Origin of the sequence: Thermoanaerobacter sp. YS13 (genome assembly GCF_000806225.2) — a bacterium.
In the GTDB taxonomy this organism is placed as follows: domain Bacteria; phylum Bacillota; class Thermoanaerobacteria; order Thermoanaerobacterales; family Thermoanaerobacteraceae; genus Thermoanaerobacter; species Thermoanaerobacter uzonensis.
On sequence record NZ_JOOI01000002.1, the window covers coordinates 827,204 to 841,145 of the forward strand.

General features: G+C 34.6%; 17 protein-coding genes. 16 read left to right on the forward strand and 1 reads right to left on the reverse strand.

Features of this window, described 5'->3' with window-relative positions:
• Positions 1–17: 17 nt before the first annotated feature.
• The 3 genes from THYS13_RS11830 (at position 18) to THYS13_RS11840 (ending at position 1,899) form a co-directional block, all read left to right on the forward strand.
• On the forward strand, positions 18–416 hold the full coding sequence (locus tag THYS13_RS11830) for a biotin/lipoyl-containing protein (RefSeq protein ID WP_042834700.1): 399 nt from the start codon (positions 18–20) through the stop codon (positions 414–416).
• A 140-nt stretch (positions 417–556) separates the two neighbouring features.
• A complete protein-coding gene (locus THYS13_RS11835; RefSeq protein WP_042834701.1) occupies positions 557–1,084 on the forward strand; it encodes an ECF transporter S component in 528 nt (175 codons plus the stop codon).
• Between the two features lie 47 nt (positions 1,085–1,131).
• Positions 1,132–1,899 carry a type III pantothenate kinase gene (locus THYS13_RS11840; protein ID WP_042834702.1) on the forward strand — a complete coding sequence of 256 codons (768 nt, stop codon included), beginning with the start codon at positions 1,132–1,134 and terminating at the stop codon, positions 1,897–1,899.
• 6 nt (positions 1,900–1,905) lie between these two features.
• Here the strand turns inward: THYS13_RS11840 and THYS13_RS11845 are convergent, their stop codons facing one another.
• A complete protein-coding gene (locus tag THYS13_RS11845; RefSeq protein WP_042834703.1) occupies positions 1,906–3,015 on the reverse strand; it encodes an endospore germination permease in 1,110 nt (369 codons plus the stop codon).
• A gap of 95 nt (positions 3,016–3,110) precedes the next feature.
• On the opposite strand from THYS13_RS11845, the gene THYS13_RS11850 reads away from it, so the two are divergent.
• The 13 genes from THYS13_RS11850 (at position 3,111) to sfsA (ending at position 13,942) form a co-directional block, all read left to right on the forward strand.
• The gene (locus THYS13_RS11850; protein WP_042834704.1) at positions 3,111–4,646 is read left to right on the forward strand and encodes a spore germination protein; all 1,536 of its coding nucleotides are present in this window, start codon (positions 3,111–3,113) and stop codon (positions 4,644–4,646) included.
• Between the two features lies 1 nt (position 4,647).
• Complete coding sequence (locus THYS13_RS11855; protein WP_042834705.1) at positions 4,648–5,832, forward strand: Ger(x)C family spore germination protein; 1,185 nt, start codon at positions 4,648–4,650, stop codon at positions 5,830–5,832.
• 4 nt (positions 5,833–5,836) lie between these two features.
• Positions 5,837–6,061, forward strand: a complete 225-nt coding sequence (locus THYS13_RS11860; protein WP_042834706.1) for a hypothetical protein — start codon at positions 5,837–5,839, stop codon at positions 6,059–6,061.
• Between the two features lie 114 nt (positions 6,062–6,175).
• Entirely contained in the window at positions 6,176–6,700 is a 525-nt protein-coding gene (locus THYS13_RS11865) for a hypothetical protein (protein ID WP_042834707.1), read from the forward strand.
• A 4-nt stretch (positions 6,701–6,704) separates the two neighbouring features.
• Positions 6,705–7,613: a hypothetical protein gene (locus tag THYS13_RS11870; protein WP_042834708.1), complete on the forward strand. Its 909-nt coding sequence runs from the start codon at positions 6,705–6,707 to the stop codon at positions 7,611–7,613.
• Between the two features lie 13 nt (positions 7,614–7,626).
• On the forward strand, positions 7,627–8,715 hold the full coding sequence (locus THYS13_RS11875) for an NAD(P)H-binding protein (RefSeq protein WP_042834709.1): 1,089 nt from the start codon (positions 7,627–7,629) through the stop codon (positions 8,713–8,715).
• 164 nt (positions 8,716–8,879) lie between these two features.
• Positions 8,880–9,353 carry a transcription elongation factor GreA gene (gene greA, locus THYS13_RS11880; protein ID WP_042834710.1) on the forward strand — a complete coding sequence of 158 codons (474 nt, stop codon included), beginning with the start codon at positions 8,880–8,882 and terminating at the stop codon, positions 9,351–9,353.
• A gap of 19 nt (positions 9,354–9,372) precedes the next feature.
• On the forward strand, positions 9,373–10,872 hold the full coding sequence (gene lysS, locus THYS13_RS11885; RefSeq protein WP_042834711.1) for a lysine--tRNA ligase: 1,500 nt from the start codon (positions 9,373–9,375) through the stop codon (positions 10,870–10,872).
• A 107-nt stretch (positions 10,873–10,979) separates the two neighbouring features.
• Positions 10,980–11,546: a GTP cyclohydrolase I FolE gene (folE, locus tag THYS13_RS11890; RefSeq protein WP_042834712.1), complete on the forward strand. Its 567-nt coding sequence runs from the start codon at positions 10,980–10,982 to the stop codon at positions 11,544–11,546.
• A gap of 11 nt (positions 11,547–11,557) precedes the next feature.
• Complete coding sequence (gene folP, locus THYS13_RS11895; protein ID WP_042834713.1) at positions 11,558–12,370, forward strand: dihydropteroate synthase; 813 nt, start codon at positions 11,558–11,560, stop codon at positions 12,368–12,370.
• Positions 12,367–12,867 carry a 2-amino-4-hydroxy-6-hydroxymethyldihydropteridine diphosphokinase gene (gene folK / locus THYS13_RS11900; protein ID WP_042834714.1) on the forward strand — a complete coding sequence of 167 codons (501 nt, stop codon included), beginning with the start codon at positions 12,367–12,369 and terminating at the stop codon, positions 12,865–12,867. Before folP ends, folK begins: the two co-directional genes overlap by 4 nt.
• Before the next feature lie 3 nt (positions 12,868–12,870).
• Positions 12,871–13,239, forward strand: coding sequence for a 6-carboxytetrahydropterin synthase QueD (gene queD, locus THYS13_RS11905; protein WP_042834715.1), 369 nt, complete (start codon positions 12,871–12,873; stop codon positions 13,237–13,239).
• Positions 13,240–13,249: 10 nt separating this feature from the next.
• Entirely contained in the window at positions 13,250–13,942 is a 693-nt protein-coding gene (sfsA, locus tag THYS13_RS11910) for a DNA/RNA nuclease SfsA (protein WP_003867821.1), read from the forward strand.

The following is a 13,942-nucleotide window of genomic DNA, read 5'->3' on the forward strand; positions in this document are numbered from 1 at the left end:
CTGAAGGAGGAATTTCTGTGAAAAAGTTTAAAGTAACAGTAAATGGGAAAGTATATGAGGTTGAGGTAGAAGAGATAAAAGATAAGGATGAGACTTCTAACATAACACAAAGGGCAACTGTTTCACAAACTAAAGCGACTGAAACTCAGGAAACTTTCCAGTCAGTTTCAAAAGCTGAAGCTTCTTCTCCGGCGGCTAAAGGTTCTAAAGTAATTTCTGCGCCTATGCCAGGCACAATTCTTGATGTAAAAGTTAAAGAAGGTGACAGGATAAAGCGGGGAGATGTCGTAGTAATTTTAGAGGCTATGAAGATGGAAAATGAAATAATGGCGCCTGAAGAAGGAGTTATAGTAAGTATACATGTTTCTAAAGGCTCTTCCGTAAACACAGGAGATGTGCTTGTGACTATGAATTAAAAAATTATTGATGAGTGAGGCTTTTTTTGGTAAAATAAAATTGCGGGTATCGTCTTCGAACCTGACAACTAATAAAAATTTAATATTGTTAGGCATTCGGAACGGTATCCTGAAAAGGAACCGGAACGGAGGTGAAAAAAGTGCAAATTAAAGCGACAAGAGAAGGGAAAGCGGTAAAAATTTCTTTGAGGCAGATAACTGTAGCAGGAATGCTGGCTGCGATATCCATTGTTTTATCTACCACCATTTTAGGGTACATTCCTTTAGGTATTGCGAATGCTACTACAATGCATATACCAGCAATTATAGGAGGAGTGTTAGAAGGACCTATTGTAGGAGCTTTTATAGGTTTGATTTTTGGATTGACCAGCTTCATAAGGCAAAACACTCCTCTTTTTGCCGATCCTGTAATTGCTATATTACCCAGGATTTTGATAGGGGTTGTGGCATATTATTCTTATAAGTTGACTAAAAATGTTGGCATTGCAGCAGCTGCAGGCACGTTGACAAATACCATTGGAGTTTTGGGTTTAGCAGTGCTTCTAAAATATCTGCCTCTTAATGTTGCATTATTTGTAGCTTTAAAAAATGGCATATTTGAAATTATTGTTGCTGTGATATTGACAACAATGATAGTAAAGTCTTTGAAGAAAGTGTATGATAAATAAAAATAAAAGCAGGCATTTGCCTGCTTAATTTTAAGAAGGTGATGATTTTGCTTTTAGTTTTTGACGTAGGGAATACCAACATTGTAATGGGAATTTATAAAGGGAAAAAGCTTCTACATTCTTTTAGAATATCTACCGATAAAAGCAAAACCTCTGATGAATATGGGATGTTGATCAATCAGTTGTTTGAATACAATGGTTTAAAGCTTAAAGATGTAGATGCGGTGATAATTTCTTCCGTTGTACCTCCTATTATGCACACACTTGAATCAATGACTATAAAATATTGCAATGCCAAGCCTTTGATTGTGGGCCCAGGGATAAAGACAGGCATAAATATAAAGTACGATAATCCCAAAGAAGTAGGTGCAGATAGGATTGTAAATGCTGTTGCCGCATATGAAATTTACGGAGGGCCAGTCATAGTAATAGATTTTGGCACAGCTACTACTTTTTGTGCGATTTCTAAAAATTGTGAGTATTTAGGTGGAATAATTGCCCCTGGACTGGCAATATCTGCCGATGCACTTTTTCAAAGAACTGCCAAACTTCCCAAAATTGAACTTACAAAACCGCCTACTGTTATTTGCAAAAATACAGTGTCCAGCATGCAGTCAGGTATTATATATGGACATGTTGGCATGGTGGATTATATAGTAAGCAGAATGAAAGAAGAGTTTGCACCAGACGCTTATGTGGTAGCAACAGGTGGTTTTGCAAAGATGATTGCAGAAGAGTCAAAAACTATAGACACAGTGAATGATATGCTTACCCTAGAAGGTTTAAGAATAATCTATGAGAGGAATGCAGACTAATTCCTCTCATTTTATTTTTCTAATTTTCGCAATGATATAAAGAACTATAGGGAAAAATACTTCAAACAAAAAGGCTTCAAGAGGGAAAAACCTCTGTATGTAAGTATACAATCCATCTAAACTTTCAGATACATTTTCTGCTAATGGGATTAACAAAGTTGCAAGTGGTAGCAAAACGAAACGATAATCTGGAGCTTTTATCGTTTCAGTTACCCCTTTTGCGAATATATAAGTAAATATTACAATTTTAAGATAAATTCCCATCAACCACATCGCCATTACTAATGAATCAAATCGCTGTATGTAATCGCTAATTTTTATATTTCTAACCATTTCTAAAGCTGTAAATTGAAAATTTGATGCGGTTTTTGCTCCAAAAATCCCTATTGCTAAAACTCCCAACATCATACTAAGGGCTAATATTCCAAGGCTTATTATCCCTCCTTTTAAAGCTTTTTCTTTTTCTGAGATATGAGGGAATATAAGAAGTATTATTACCGTTTCAAGCATATATGAGGTGATAAGGATTGAACCTATTATGGGAGGTTTTATCCCGTTTTCAAGTATTGGAAGAAAATTTGCTATATCAACTTTTTGAAGGTCCAAAGTGATCACGAATGCTAAGAGGAGCATTCCAAAAGGGAATATAAGTTCATTTAATTTAACAATTGCTAAAAAGCCTTTTGATACAGTATACATTACTGATATTATCAAAACTACATAAAAAACCATTGGGGGAGTATGAGGCATAAAAGCATTGATCATAATTTCTATTAATTCTCTTATTACCAATGAGACAATGCGCAATATATAGAGCAAGTAAAGGAATGTTATTATTTTCCCTATAAATTTTCCTGTTATTTTATCTACATAGGAAAATAGCATCTCTTCTTTAAAGAGTATTGCCAGCTTATAATAAAAAACAAAGACAATGCTAGAGGTTACAAAAGATATCACCACAGAAATCCAAGAGTCTTGCTTTGCGGCTAATGCCACGAAAGAAGGCAAAAAAACGTCCGCCGTTGATAGAACAGTTGTGACCAATAAAAATATCATTTGCTTTGTAGAGATTTTCTTTTCTGAAGTCCTTTCATATTGCCTTATTCCTTTAAACATATCCGACTCCTAAACATATTTTTTTTATTATTTCTCTAAAACCAACATAATATTCTAAAAAAAACTTGAAATAATAATATCTGGAGGTGCTTAAAATGCCCCATAAGTTGCCTGATGCACAGTATGTAAAAGAAAATTACCAATATATTACTCTCAGCAAAGAATTAGAAGAAAATATATATGTATTTCAAGCGCTTTTAAAAGGGAATAATGACATAGTTTTTAGGCAAATTAGAATAGGAGATAAAAAAGTTAAAGCTTTTTTAATTTATATAGATGGTATGGCAGACAAATCGTTAATTACTCGAAATATTTTAGAGCCAATAATGATTGAGACAAGAAAGTTGAATAAATTCATATACAACAATCAACAATTTTTTGATTATATAAAAGAATATTTTATAACAACTTCAGAAGTAAATACAAAAGATAAATTTGGAGACGTAGTAGATGACTTACTTTGTGGAGAAACAATACTTTTAATTGATGGAGTGGAAAAAGCATTAATTATTTCCACAAAGGGATGGGAAGGGAGAAATGTAACTGAATCTACTACAGAATCCTATGTAAGAGGTCCTAAAGAAGCTTTTGTAGAAACTTTAAGAATAAATACTTCTATGCTTAGGAGGAGAATAAAACACCCTGATTTTGTAATTGAAAATATGAAAATAGGTGAATATTCTAAAACTGATGTGGCTATTGCTTATATAAAGAGTATTGCAGATGAGAAAGTAGTTCAAGAAGTAAAGAAACGGTTGAAAAAAGTCCAAATTGATGGGGTTATTGATAGCGGTTATTTGGAAGAATTTATAGAAGATAATCCTTTTTCTCCTTTTCCACAAATAGCTCATTCTGAAAAGCCAGACAAGGTGACTGCAGAAATTTTAGAAGGAAAAGTGGCAATATTAGTTGATGGTTCGCCCTTTGCATTAATGGTTCCTGCAGTATTTGTACAATTCTTTCAAGCTGCTGAAGATTATTATGAGAGATATTTCTTGTCCTCAGCTCTCAGAATTTTAAGAATTGCTGCGATGTTTATTGCTCTTTTATTTCCATCTATATACATTGCAGAAACTACTTTTCATCAGGAAATGATACCGACGCAACTGGCTATTTCTATTGCTGCTCAAAGAGAAGGAGTGCCTTTTCCAGCACTTTTGGAGGCATTATTCATGGAAATAACCTTTGAAATTTTAAGGGAGGCGGGTATAAGACTTCCTATGCAAGTAGGACAAGCAGTAAGTATAGTAGGCGGTTTGGTAGTTGGGCAAGCAGCTGTTCAAGCAGGACTCGTGTCTCCTGCAATGGTGATTGTAGTTGCAATGACAGGAATAGCTTCCTTTTCAATTCCTGCTTATAACGTTGCGATAACTTTTAGACTCTTGAGATTTATTATAATGATTGCAGCAGGGACTTTAGGCTTTTTTGGGATAATAATGGTGGTGATGATGATACTTGCCCATATGGCGTCATTGGAATCTTTTGGAGTACCATACCTTTCGCCTTTGACTCCAAGTAGGACACAAGAATTAAGTGATGCATTAATAAGAATACCTTGGTGGGCAAAGATATTGAGGCCGCGCGCTGTACAAAGAAAAAATATTGTGAGACAGGAGGATACAAGAGGATAAGATGAAGAGATTTGTAATATTAATTTTTATAATTTCTCTTTTATTTACAGGATGCTGGGATAAAAGAGAAATAAATCAATTGGCCTTTGTACAAGGTTTAGGTATAGAAAGAGGAAAAGATGATATGATACACCTCATTGTACAAATTTTAAAACCGGGCCTTCTTGCAGCAGGTGGCGGTGGCGCTGGAGGTACGGGAGGAGGAAGTGCTGTTGGCAAGCCCTATGCTGTTTTTCAAGCCAGTGGTGTGGATTTTGCAAAGGCTTTTGCAAATTTAAACGATGAGTTGCCGAGGAGTCTTTTTATGCAATATAACGAAATAATATTTTTGGAAGAAAAATTTGCACGTTCTGGAATATACAAGACTTTAGATTTTATGACAAGAAATCCTGAGTTCAGAAGGACAGCTTATATATTAGTTGTAACGGGGGGGAGCCTACAGGAACTCTTTGATTTGCCAAATACCAAGCAGCTTGAAAGATATCCTTATAAAGAAGTGTTGGGGATGATAGAAAATCAAAAAAATACTTCTTCTTCGTACGTATGCGATCTAAATGAGTTTCTTGAGATGCTTGAAATTCCCAAAGAAGCGCCTATAACAGGGCGACTGGAAATAGTAAAAAAGGATGGCAAAGCAATTGGAGTGAGGATGGCAGGGTCTGCAGTTTTTAACAATGACAAGTTAGTGGGATTTTTAGAAGAGCAAGATACAAAAGCTATAATGACATTAAAGAACAAATTAAGAAGAAGTACATTGACTTTAGACAAGGGATTAAAGGGGGAAAAGGTACATATTTCATTTGTAGTTATTAAAGCTCATACTGATATTATCCCTAAAGTAAAAGGTAAAGACATTTTTTTTGACATAAAAATTAATATAGAAACCCATATGAATGAGCAAGAGAGCAAATATGATTTGACAGAGCCTAAAAATCTCGAAAAGCTTCAACTTTTAATAAATGACAAAATAAAACAAGGGATAGAACACGCGCTTTTTGTACTTCAAAAGAAGTATAATGCTGATGTAGTAGGATTCATTAATATTCTGCACCAAAAGAATCCTAAACTATGGAAAGAAGTTGAAAAAGACTGGGACAAAATTTATCCTGAGGTTAAATTTAATGTGACAGTGAAATCAATTGTAAGAAGGACAGGACTATCTTCAAAGCCTATACAGCCGAGGTGATTTTATGTTCAAAATACTTGTTCTAACATTGATTTTTGTGATTATATCATTGATTGAAGTACCAGGTCTTGTAAAACAAAAAAAGATTAAAGAAGTCATTGTGTTTTTTGTCTTTTTAATTGTCAGCTACATATTAAACTTGCTTTACCTTTTAAATATACAAATTACCCCTACTAATAAAATAATCCAATCTCTATTAAAACCAATTGAAAAATTTTGGGGACAATAATCCAGAAAAGTATTTTATCTGGTTATTTTTCTTTTTGGTATTGAAATTTTTTTAAAAAAGTATTAAAATTGTAATTAATGTGAGCACAAAATGTGCACACTGGAGGTTGTGCAAATGAAATTTATTAAAATTGGTGATAAGACTATAAATTTAGAGAAATTACACGGCATAATAGATAAAATAATTGAAATGAGACAAAATGGGTTTTCACAGCAAGAGGTTGCCTCCCGCTTCAAAGTTGACAGAAGTTTTGTTTCTAGACTAGAAAGTTTAGGTGAGGTCAGAAAAGGAGGAAATATTGCTGTAGTAGGTTTTCCTATAAAGAATAAGGAAGAGTTGGAGATGCTTTTTAGAGAGTGGGGAGTTAATTTTACACTTCTTTTGTCTGAAAAAGAGAGATTGAACTTGGCTGAAAATATGAGTGGTGTGGAGCTTTTTAACATGGTAATGGATTTAATTGCTAAAATTCAATCTCACGACGTGATAATTTTTTTAGGTTCAGACAAAAGGAGCCAATTGGTAGAGGCTATATTTGACAGAGATATAATAACTATAAATATTGGACATTCTCCTTTGACAGAAGATGTATATGTTGATCCCCAAATTGTGAAAGAAATATTAAATTCTTTGAAAGGGTGAAAATATGAAAAAGGTTGTAAGCATAAGTATAGGTTCTTCTACAAGGAATAAAACGGCAGAAGTAGAGATTTTAGGAGAAAAATTCGTTATAGAAAGAATAGGGACTGATGGAGATTTAAAAAAAGCTATTGAACTCATTAAAGAACTAGACGGGAAAGTTGATGCTTTTGGAATGGGAGGGATAGATTTATACCTTTCAGCAGGTAAAAAAAGATATGTTATAAAAGATGCTTTGCCTTTAAAGAAGGCCGCAAAAATTACTCCGATTGTGGATGGTTCAGGACTTAAAAATACTCTTGAAAGAAAAGTAATTAAATACATACAAGAAAAAGGTATAGTTGATTTGAAAGATAAAAAAGTGCTTATTGTAAGTGCTATGGATAGATTTGGAATGGCTCAAACTTTTTCTGAATTGGGGGCAAAACTTATTATAGGAGATATGATTTTTGCGTTAGGTATTCCTATTCCTTTTCATTCTTTAAGGATTTTATATACCCTTTCGCTAGTTATTGTTCCAATTGTGGCAAGACTCCCTTTTGAAATGATATACCCCACTGGAGAAAAACAACTCACCATAGACAGCAAAAAATACGAAAAATTCTACAAAGAAGCAGATGTAATTGCGGGGGATTACTTGTTTATTAAAAAGTACATGCCTGAAAGGCTAGATGGGAAGATAATTGTGACTAACACAGTTACACAGGAAGATGTGGAAATGATGAGAGGGAGGGGGGTGGAACTATTAATTACTACTACCCCCAACATAAATGGCAGGTCTTTTGGAACAAATGTGATGGAAGGAGTCCTTGTGGCAATAGCAGGTAAAAAACAAGAAGAAATGACACCACAAGATTATGATGAACTTTTGGATAAAATAGGTTTTGAACCAAGAATTGAATATTTACAAAAATAGGGAGGTAATAAATATGCATAAATTTGGTTTTATAATACATCCTATAGAATACGAAGATGTTAGTCGCAAATTTAAAATAATGGAGAAGCTTCCCAAAAGAGTTGTGGAAGGTTTTACAAGACTTCTTCCACCAATGAAAGTATCAGAGATAACTGGAGTTAGAAGCGAATATGCTGAAACAGAAGGTTGGTTTGTGGCGGTTCCTTTGACCTCTGAGCAGATGCTGAACTTACCAGAAGATTATGTATTAAATAAAATAATAAAAGCAATAAAAATTGCAGAAAATTTGGGTGCAGAAGTTGTCGGCTTGGGGGCTATGACCTCTGTTGTAGGAGATGCAGGAATAACAATTGCTAAAAATTCAAACATCGCTGTAACTACTGGTAACAGTTATACAGTCGCTACAGCAATAGAAGGAGCGGTAAAAGCCGCAGATATGATGGGCAAAGATGTAAGAGATTCTCATGTCGTTGTGATAGGAGCGACAGGCTCAATAGGTAAAGTCTGTGCAGAAATTTTATCCCGAGATGCAAAGTACATGACACTTGTAGCACGAAATAAAGAAAAATTACAAAATTTTAGAGACTATCTTTTAACAAAAACAGGTATGTCTGCCCATATCACTTCAGATGTAAAAGAAGCTTTAGAAGACGCGGATATAATAATCACTGTTACAAGTGCAGTAGATACGGTAATTAAGCCTGAATATTTAAAACCCGGGGCTGTTGTATGCGATGTAGCAAGACCGAGGGATGTGTCAAAGGAAGTTGCGGATAAAAGAGATGATGTTTTGGTCATAGAAGGTGGAGTAGTAGAAGTACCTGGGGATGTAGACTTCCACTTTAACTTTGGCTTTCCGCCTAAAACAAGTTATGCATGTATGGCAGAAACAATGATTCTTGCTATGGAAGGACGAATTGAGAATTATTCTTTAGGGCGAGATTTGACTGTAGAACAAGTGGATGAGATATCAAAACTTGCTAAAAAGCATGGGTTTAAATTAGCGGGATTTAGAAGTTTCGAGCGCGAAGTTACAATGGAAAAGATAGAATCTGTGAGAAAAAACGCTAAAAAGAGATTACAAGAGTGGAAATTTGCATAATTTAGACTTGACTTTATCTGTTAACTGATTTATAATAATCCACATGGAAAATTACACAAGCACTGCTTTTGCAGTGCTTGTGTATTAATATTAACATAAATTCTATCATTGCTACATATGAATAAAATACAATTTTTAATATTTTATAAAAAGGAGAATCGCCTATGAGCAAGCCTGTAATTTTGACTTATGAAGGACTTAAAAAATTAGAGGAAGAATTAGAATATTTAAAGACGGTCAAGAGAGCTGAAGTAGCAGAAAAAATAAAACAAGCGAGAGCATTTGGAGATTTAAGTGAAAACTCAGAATATGACGAAGCAAAAAATGAACAAGCATTTATAGAAGGTAGAATTGCTACCATAGAAGCCATGCTTAAAAATGCAAAAGTGATTGACGAAGATGACATAAAACTTGACCAGGTTAGCATCGGCTGTACTGTAAAAGTCTACGATGAATCTTATAATGAAGAAGTAGAGTATACAATTGTAGGTTCAGCAGAAGCAGATCCGATGAACAACAAAATATCTGACGAATCTCCAATAGGGAAAGCGCTTTTAGGGAAAAAAGTAGGAGATGTTGTCTTTGTTGAAGTTCCTGCTGGAATTATAAAGTTAAAAATATTAGAAATACGCAAATAAAGGGTGATGGAGGTATAATATGTCTAATTCAAATGATAACCTTTGGAACAACACTGAAGAACTCAATGAACTTTTGCGAATAAGAAGAGAAAAATTAAATATTTTAAGAAATATGGGAATAGAACCCTATGGCATTGACAGGTTTGAAAGGACCAATGTATCCTCTGATATTAAAAACGATTACGAGAATTTTGAAGGCAAAGTAGTGGCTCTTGCAGGACGAATTATGTCCAAAAGAGCTCATGGAAAAGCTTCTTTTGCAGATATTCAAGACAGAAATGGAAGAATCCAGATTTATGTCAAATATGATACAGTAGGAGAAAAGAATTATGAAATTTTTAAAATCTTAGACATTGGAGATATAATAGGAGTTACAGGAGAGGTTTTTAAATCTAAAACTGGAGAAATAACTATTCGCGTGACAGATTTTAAACTTTTGTCTAAATCTCTTCAAATACTTCCAGAAAAATGGCACGGTTTAAAAGACCCTGATTTGCGTTATAGACAGAGATATACGGATTTAATAATAAATCCCGAAGTAAGGGAGGTATTTTTAAAGAGGACGAAAGTAATAAAGGCGATAAGAGAGTTTCTTGACAATAGAGGATTTTTAGAGGTGGAGACTCCTATTCTTCATACTATTGCGGGTGGGGCTGCAGCAAGGCCTTTTATTACTCATCACAATGCTTTAGATATTGATATGTACTTGCGAATTGCTTTAGAGCTTCACTTAAAGAGGCTTATTGTCGGTGGACTTGAAAAAGTATATGAGATGGGCAGAGTTTTTAGAAATGAAGGAATGGATATAAGGCACAATCCGGAATTTACTCTTTTAGAACTTTATGAAGCCTATACTGATTATTACGGTATGATGGAAATTACAGAACAGTTATTCGCCTATGTGGCCCAAAAGGTTAACGGTACTACGAAAATAGTTTATCAAGGAACAGAAATAGATTTGACACCTCCTTGGAAGAGAATTACTATGGTAGATGCGATAAAAGAATATGTAGGGGTAGACTTTAATGAAGTGAAGACAGATGAAGAGGCAATAGAGATAGCGAAGAAATTAAACCTTGAGACAAAAGAAGGGATGAAAAAAGGAGAAGTAATAGCGCTTGTTTTTGATGAGCTGGTAGAACAGCATTTGATACAGCCAACTTTTGTTATGGATTATCCTGTAGAGATTTCTCCTTTAGCTAAGAGAAAACAGGACAATCCGCAGTTTACTTCTCGATTTGAAGCTTTTATTTACGGAAGAGAAGTGGCTAATGCCTTTTCAGAATTAAATGACCCTATAGACCAAAAAGAAAGGTTTTTAGAACAATTAAAACAAAGAGAAGCCGGGGACGAAGAAGCCCATATGATGGATGAAGATTTTATAAATGCCCTTGAGGTTGGCATGCCACCGACTGGAGGATTAGGCATAGGTGTAGACAGACTTGTGATGTTTATGACGGATGCTTATTCTATAAGAGATGTAATATTATTCCCGACGATGAAGCCTAAAAATGACTAAAAAAGCAGTCGAAAGACTGCTTTTTAACTTTTTTGTAAGGACTGGCTTTTTAGAGATAAAAATAATATAATAAAGTTGTCAACTTTTTAAACAAAGGGGTATCGTACATGATAGATAAAGAAAAGATTAAAAAAGCGGTAAGAGACATACTTGAAGCCATAGGTGAAGACCCAGATAGGGAGGGGCTCATTGAGACTCCTGATAGGGTTGCAAGAATGTATGAGGAAATTTTTGCTGGCCTTCATACGGATGTAAAAGACGTTATAAAGATTTTTCAGGAGGATGAACATCAAGAAATAATACTTGTAAAAGATATTCCGCTTTATTCTATGTGCGAACATCATCTCTTGCCATTTATAGGAGTTGCCCATGTGGCATATTTGCCTAGAAAGGGTAGAATTTTAGGCCTTTCAAAATTAGCTCGTATAGTAGACATTTTAGCGAAAAGACCACAGCTTCAAGAGAGGTTGACAAGTGAAATTGCAGATACAATAATGGAAGCAGTGAATCCCTTAGGCGTTGCCGTTGTCATTGAGGCAGAACATTTGTGTATGACAATGAGAGGTATCAAAAAACCGGGAGCTAAGACTGTTACTTCTGCTTTGAGAGGAATATTTAGAACAGATGAAAAATCAAGGGCAGAGGTAATGTCTTTAATCAACTCTAAAAGGTAGGGAGAGAGACCATGTTATTTAGATGCAGAGATAAAAGTCTGGAAATTGGTAAGAGAACTTACATAATGGGAATTTTAAATATGACTCCTGATTCTTTTTCAGATGGAGGGAAATATAATACTTTAGAAAAAGGTATAGAAAGAGCTCTTCAAATGATAGAAGAAGGAGCTGACATAATAGATGTAGGTGGAGAGTCTACAAGGCCGGGACATACTCCAGTAGACGAAGAAGAAGAAATGAGAAGAGTTATACCTGTCATTGAAAAGCTTTCAAAAATTTCAAATGTCATTATATCTGTGGATACTATGAAATCAAATGTGGCACTTCGAGCTTTAGAAGCAGGTGCTCACATAGTAAATGATGTATGGGGACTTCAAAGGGACCCCAAAATGGCGGAAGTAGTTGCAAAATACCATGCAGGTGTAATAATGATGCATAACAGCAATGTAGCAGAATATGAAGATGTTGTTCAGGATATAATAAAATTTTTACAAAAAAGCATAGAGATAGGAGAAAAAGCAGGAATTGATAAAAGTCAAATGGTAGTAGATCCAGGGATAGGTTTTGGAAAAACTTTAGATCATAATCTTGAGGTCATGAATCGATTAGAAGAATTAAAAGTTTTAGGACTTCCTGTGCTTTTGGGCACTTCAAGAAAATCAATGATTGGAAAAGTTTTAAACTTAGATGTAGAGGATAGATTGGAAGGGACTGCTGCAACAGTTGCTGTTGGGATTGTAAAAGGGGTTGATATTGTACGCGTTCACGATGTAAAGCAGATGTTAAGGGTTGCTAAGATGACTGATGCGATGGTGAGAAGATGAGTGAAGTGTATTTATCTTTAGGTTCTAATTTAGGAGATAGGGAAGAAAATTTAAAAAGAGCCGTTTTTGAGTTAGAACACTGGGAAGGCATAATTTTAAAGAAGCTTTCTCCTATTTATGAAACAAAACCTGTAGGATATTTAAACCAGGATATGTTTTTAAATATTGCAGTTGAAGTGGAGACAAACATTGGGCCTTATGACTTATTAAAAGTTGTAAATGAAATTGAAAAAAAATTAAAAAGACAAAGACTCATAAGATGGGGTCCAAGGACTATTGATATTGACATACTGTTGTACGATGATATTGAATTAAAGGATGAAGTGTTGACTATTCCTCATCCGAGAATGTGGGAGAGAGCTTTTGTGTTGATTCCTCTTTCGGGTATAAACCCTTTTATAAAAAAAGAGGACGTGTATATTAAAGATTTAATAAGAGATTTGCCTGATAAAGAAGGAGTTAAACTGTATAAAGAGAATTGGTACAATGGGGTGTAAAAAATGAAAGTGACAAAAATATTTACTTTTGACAGTGCCCACAATCTTATAAATTACAATGGGAAGTGTGAAGAGCTTCACGGTCATACCTATAAGCTGGAAGTCACAGTTGAGGGGAAGCCTGACGGAGAAGGAATGGTAATAGATTTTGTGAAGCTTAAAGAAATAATAAATGAGAAAGTTGTAAAAAAGCTTGACCATAAGTATTTAAATGAAGTTTTAGAATTTAACACTACTTGCGAAAATATTCTTTTGTGGATATGGAAAGAATTAGAGCCCGTGCTAAAAGGAGATAACTATCATCTTTATAAATTGAGATTGTGGGAAACCCCTACAAGTTTTGCAGAAATTACTGAAAAAGATTTTGTATGAGGTTTTTAAAATGGTGATTACAAATCCAATTGTTTACGGGAAATTCATAAAGAGAATCAATAGATTTGAAGCTTATGTAGAGTTAAATAGCGGAGAAAAGACTTTAGTACATGTGCCTAATACGGGAAGGTGTAAAGAGATATTTGTCCCGGGAGCAGAGGTTATCCTTGAAGTAAGAGATAGGCAAGGCAGAAAAACACCCTTCGAGTTGGCTTTTGCTTATAAGGGGAAAAGACTTATATCTATCGATTCACAAGTACCTAATAAAGTAGTTTTAGAGAGCATAAAGATGGGGCTTATTGAGGAATTTAAAGGCTATGACATTGTAGAAAAAGAAAAAACTTTTGGGAACAGTAAATTTGATATAAAACTTACAAAAGGAAAAGAGATATGCTATGTAGAAGTCAAAGGAGTAACTCTGGAAGTAGAAGGTGTTGCAAAATTTCCTGATGCTCCCACAGAAAGAGGAAGGAAACATTTAAAAGAACTTATAAAAGTAAAAAAAGAAGGTATGAGGGCAGCAGTAATTTTTTTAATTCAAATGGATGATATAAAATATTTTACCCCTAATGACGAGCAAGACCCGGAGTTTGGGAAGTTTCTAAGAGAGGCTGTAGGTAAAGGAGTAGAAGCTTATGCTTATACCTGTGATGTTGGAGAAAACTACGTATTTTTAAAGGACAGGGTAGAGGTGGTGCTATAG

Bases quoted from the DNA above. Each gene is read 5' to 3' on its own strand.
- folE (WP_042834712.1), top strand. From the start codon at position 10,980: ATGATAGATAAAGAAAAGATTAAAAAAGCGGTAAGAGACATACTTGAA.
- THYS13_RS11850 (WP_042834704.1), top strand. From the start codon at position 3,111: ATGCCCCATAAGTTGCCTGATGCACAGTATGTAAAAGAAAATTACCAA.
- THYS13_RS11860 (WP_042834706.1), top strand. From the start codon at position 5,837: ATGTTCAAAATACTTGTTCTAACATTGATTTTTGTGATTATATCATTG.
- THYS13_RS11875 (WP_042834709.1), top strand. From the start codon at position 7,627: ATGCATAAATTTGGTTTTATAATACATCCTATAGAATACGAAGATGTT.
- THYS13_RS11865 (WP_042834707.1), top strand. From the start codon at position 6,176: ATGAAATTTATTAAAATTGGTGATAAGACTATAAATTTAGAGAAATTA.
- sfsA (WP_003867821.1), top strand. From the start codon at position 13,250: ATGGTGATTACAAATCCAATTGTTTACGGGAAATTCATAAAGAGAATC.
- greA (WP_042834710.1), top strand. From the start codon at position 8,880: ATGAGCAAGCCTGTAATTTTGACTTATGAAGGACTTAAAAAATTAGAG.
- folP (WP_042834713.1), top strand. From the start codon at position 11,558: ATGTTATTTAGATGCAGAGATAAAAGTCTGGAAATTGGTAAGAGAACT.
- THYS13_RS11870 (WP_042834708.1), top strand. From the start codon at position 6,705: ATGAAAAAGGTTGTAAGCATAAGTATAGGTTCTTCTACAAGGAATAAA.
- folK (WP_042834714.1), top strand. From the start codon at position 12,367: ATGAGTGAAGTGTATTTATCTTTAGGTTCTAATTTAGGAGATAGGGAA.
- THYS13_RS11855 (WP_042834705.1), top strand. From the start codon at position 4,648: ATGAAGAGATTTGTAATATTAATTTTTATAATTTCTCTTTTATTTACA.
- THYS13_RS11845 (WP_042834703.1), bottom strand. From the start codon at position 3,015: ATGTTTAAAGGAATAAGGCAATATGAAAGGACTTCAGAAAAGAAAATC.
- queD (WP_042834715.1), top strand. From the start codon at position 12,871: ATGAAAGTGACAAAAATATTTACTTTTGACAGTGCCCACAATCTTATA.
- lysS (WP_042834711.1), top strand. From the start codon at position 9,373: ATGTCTAATTCAAATGATAACCTTTGGAACAACACTGAAGAACTCAAT.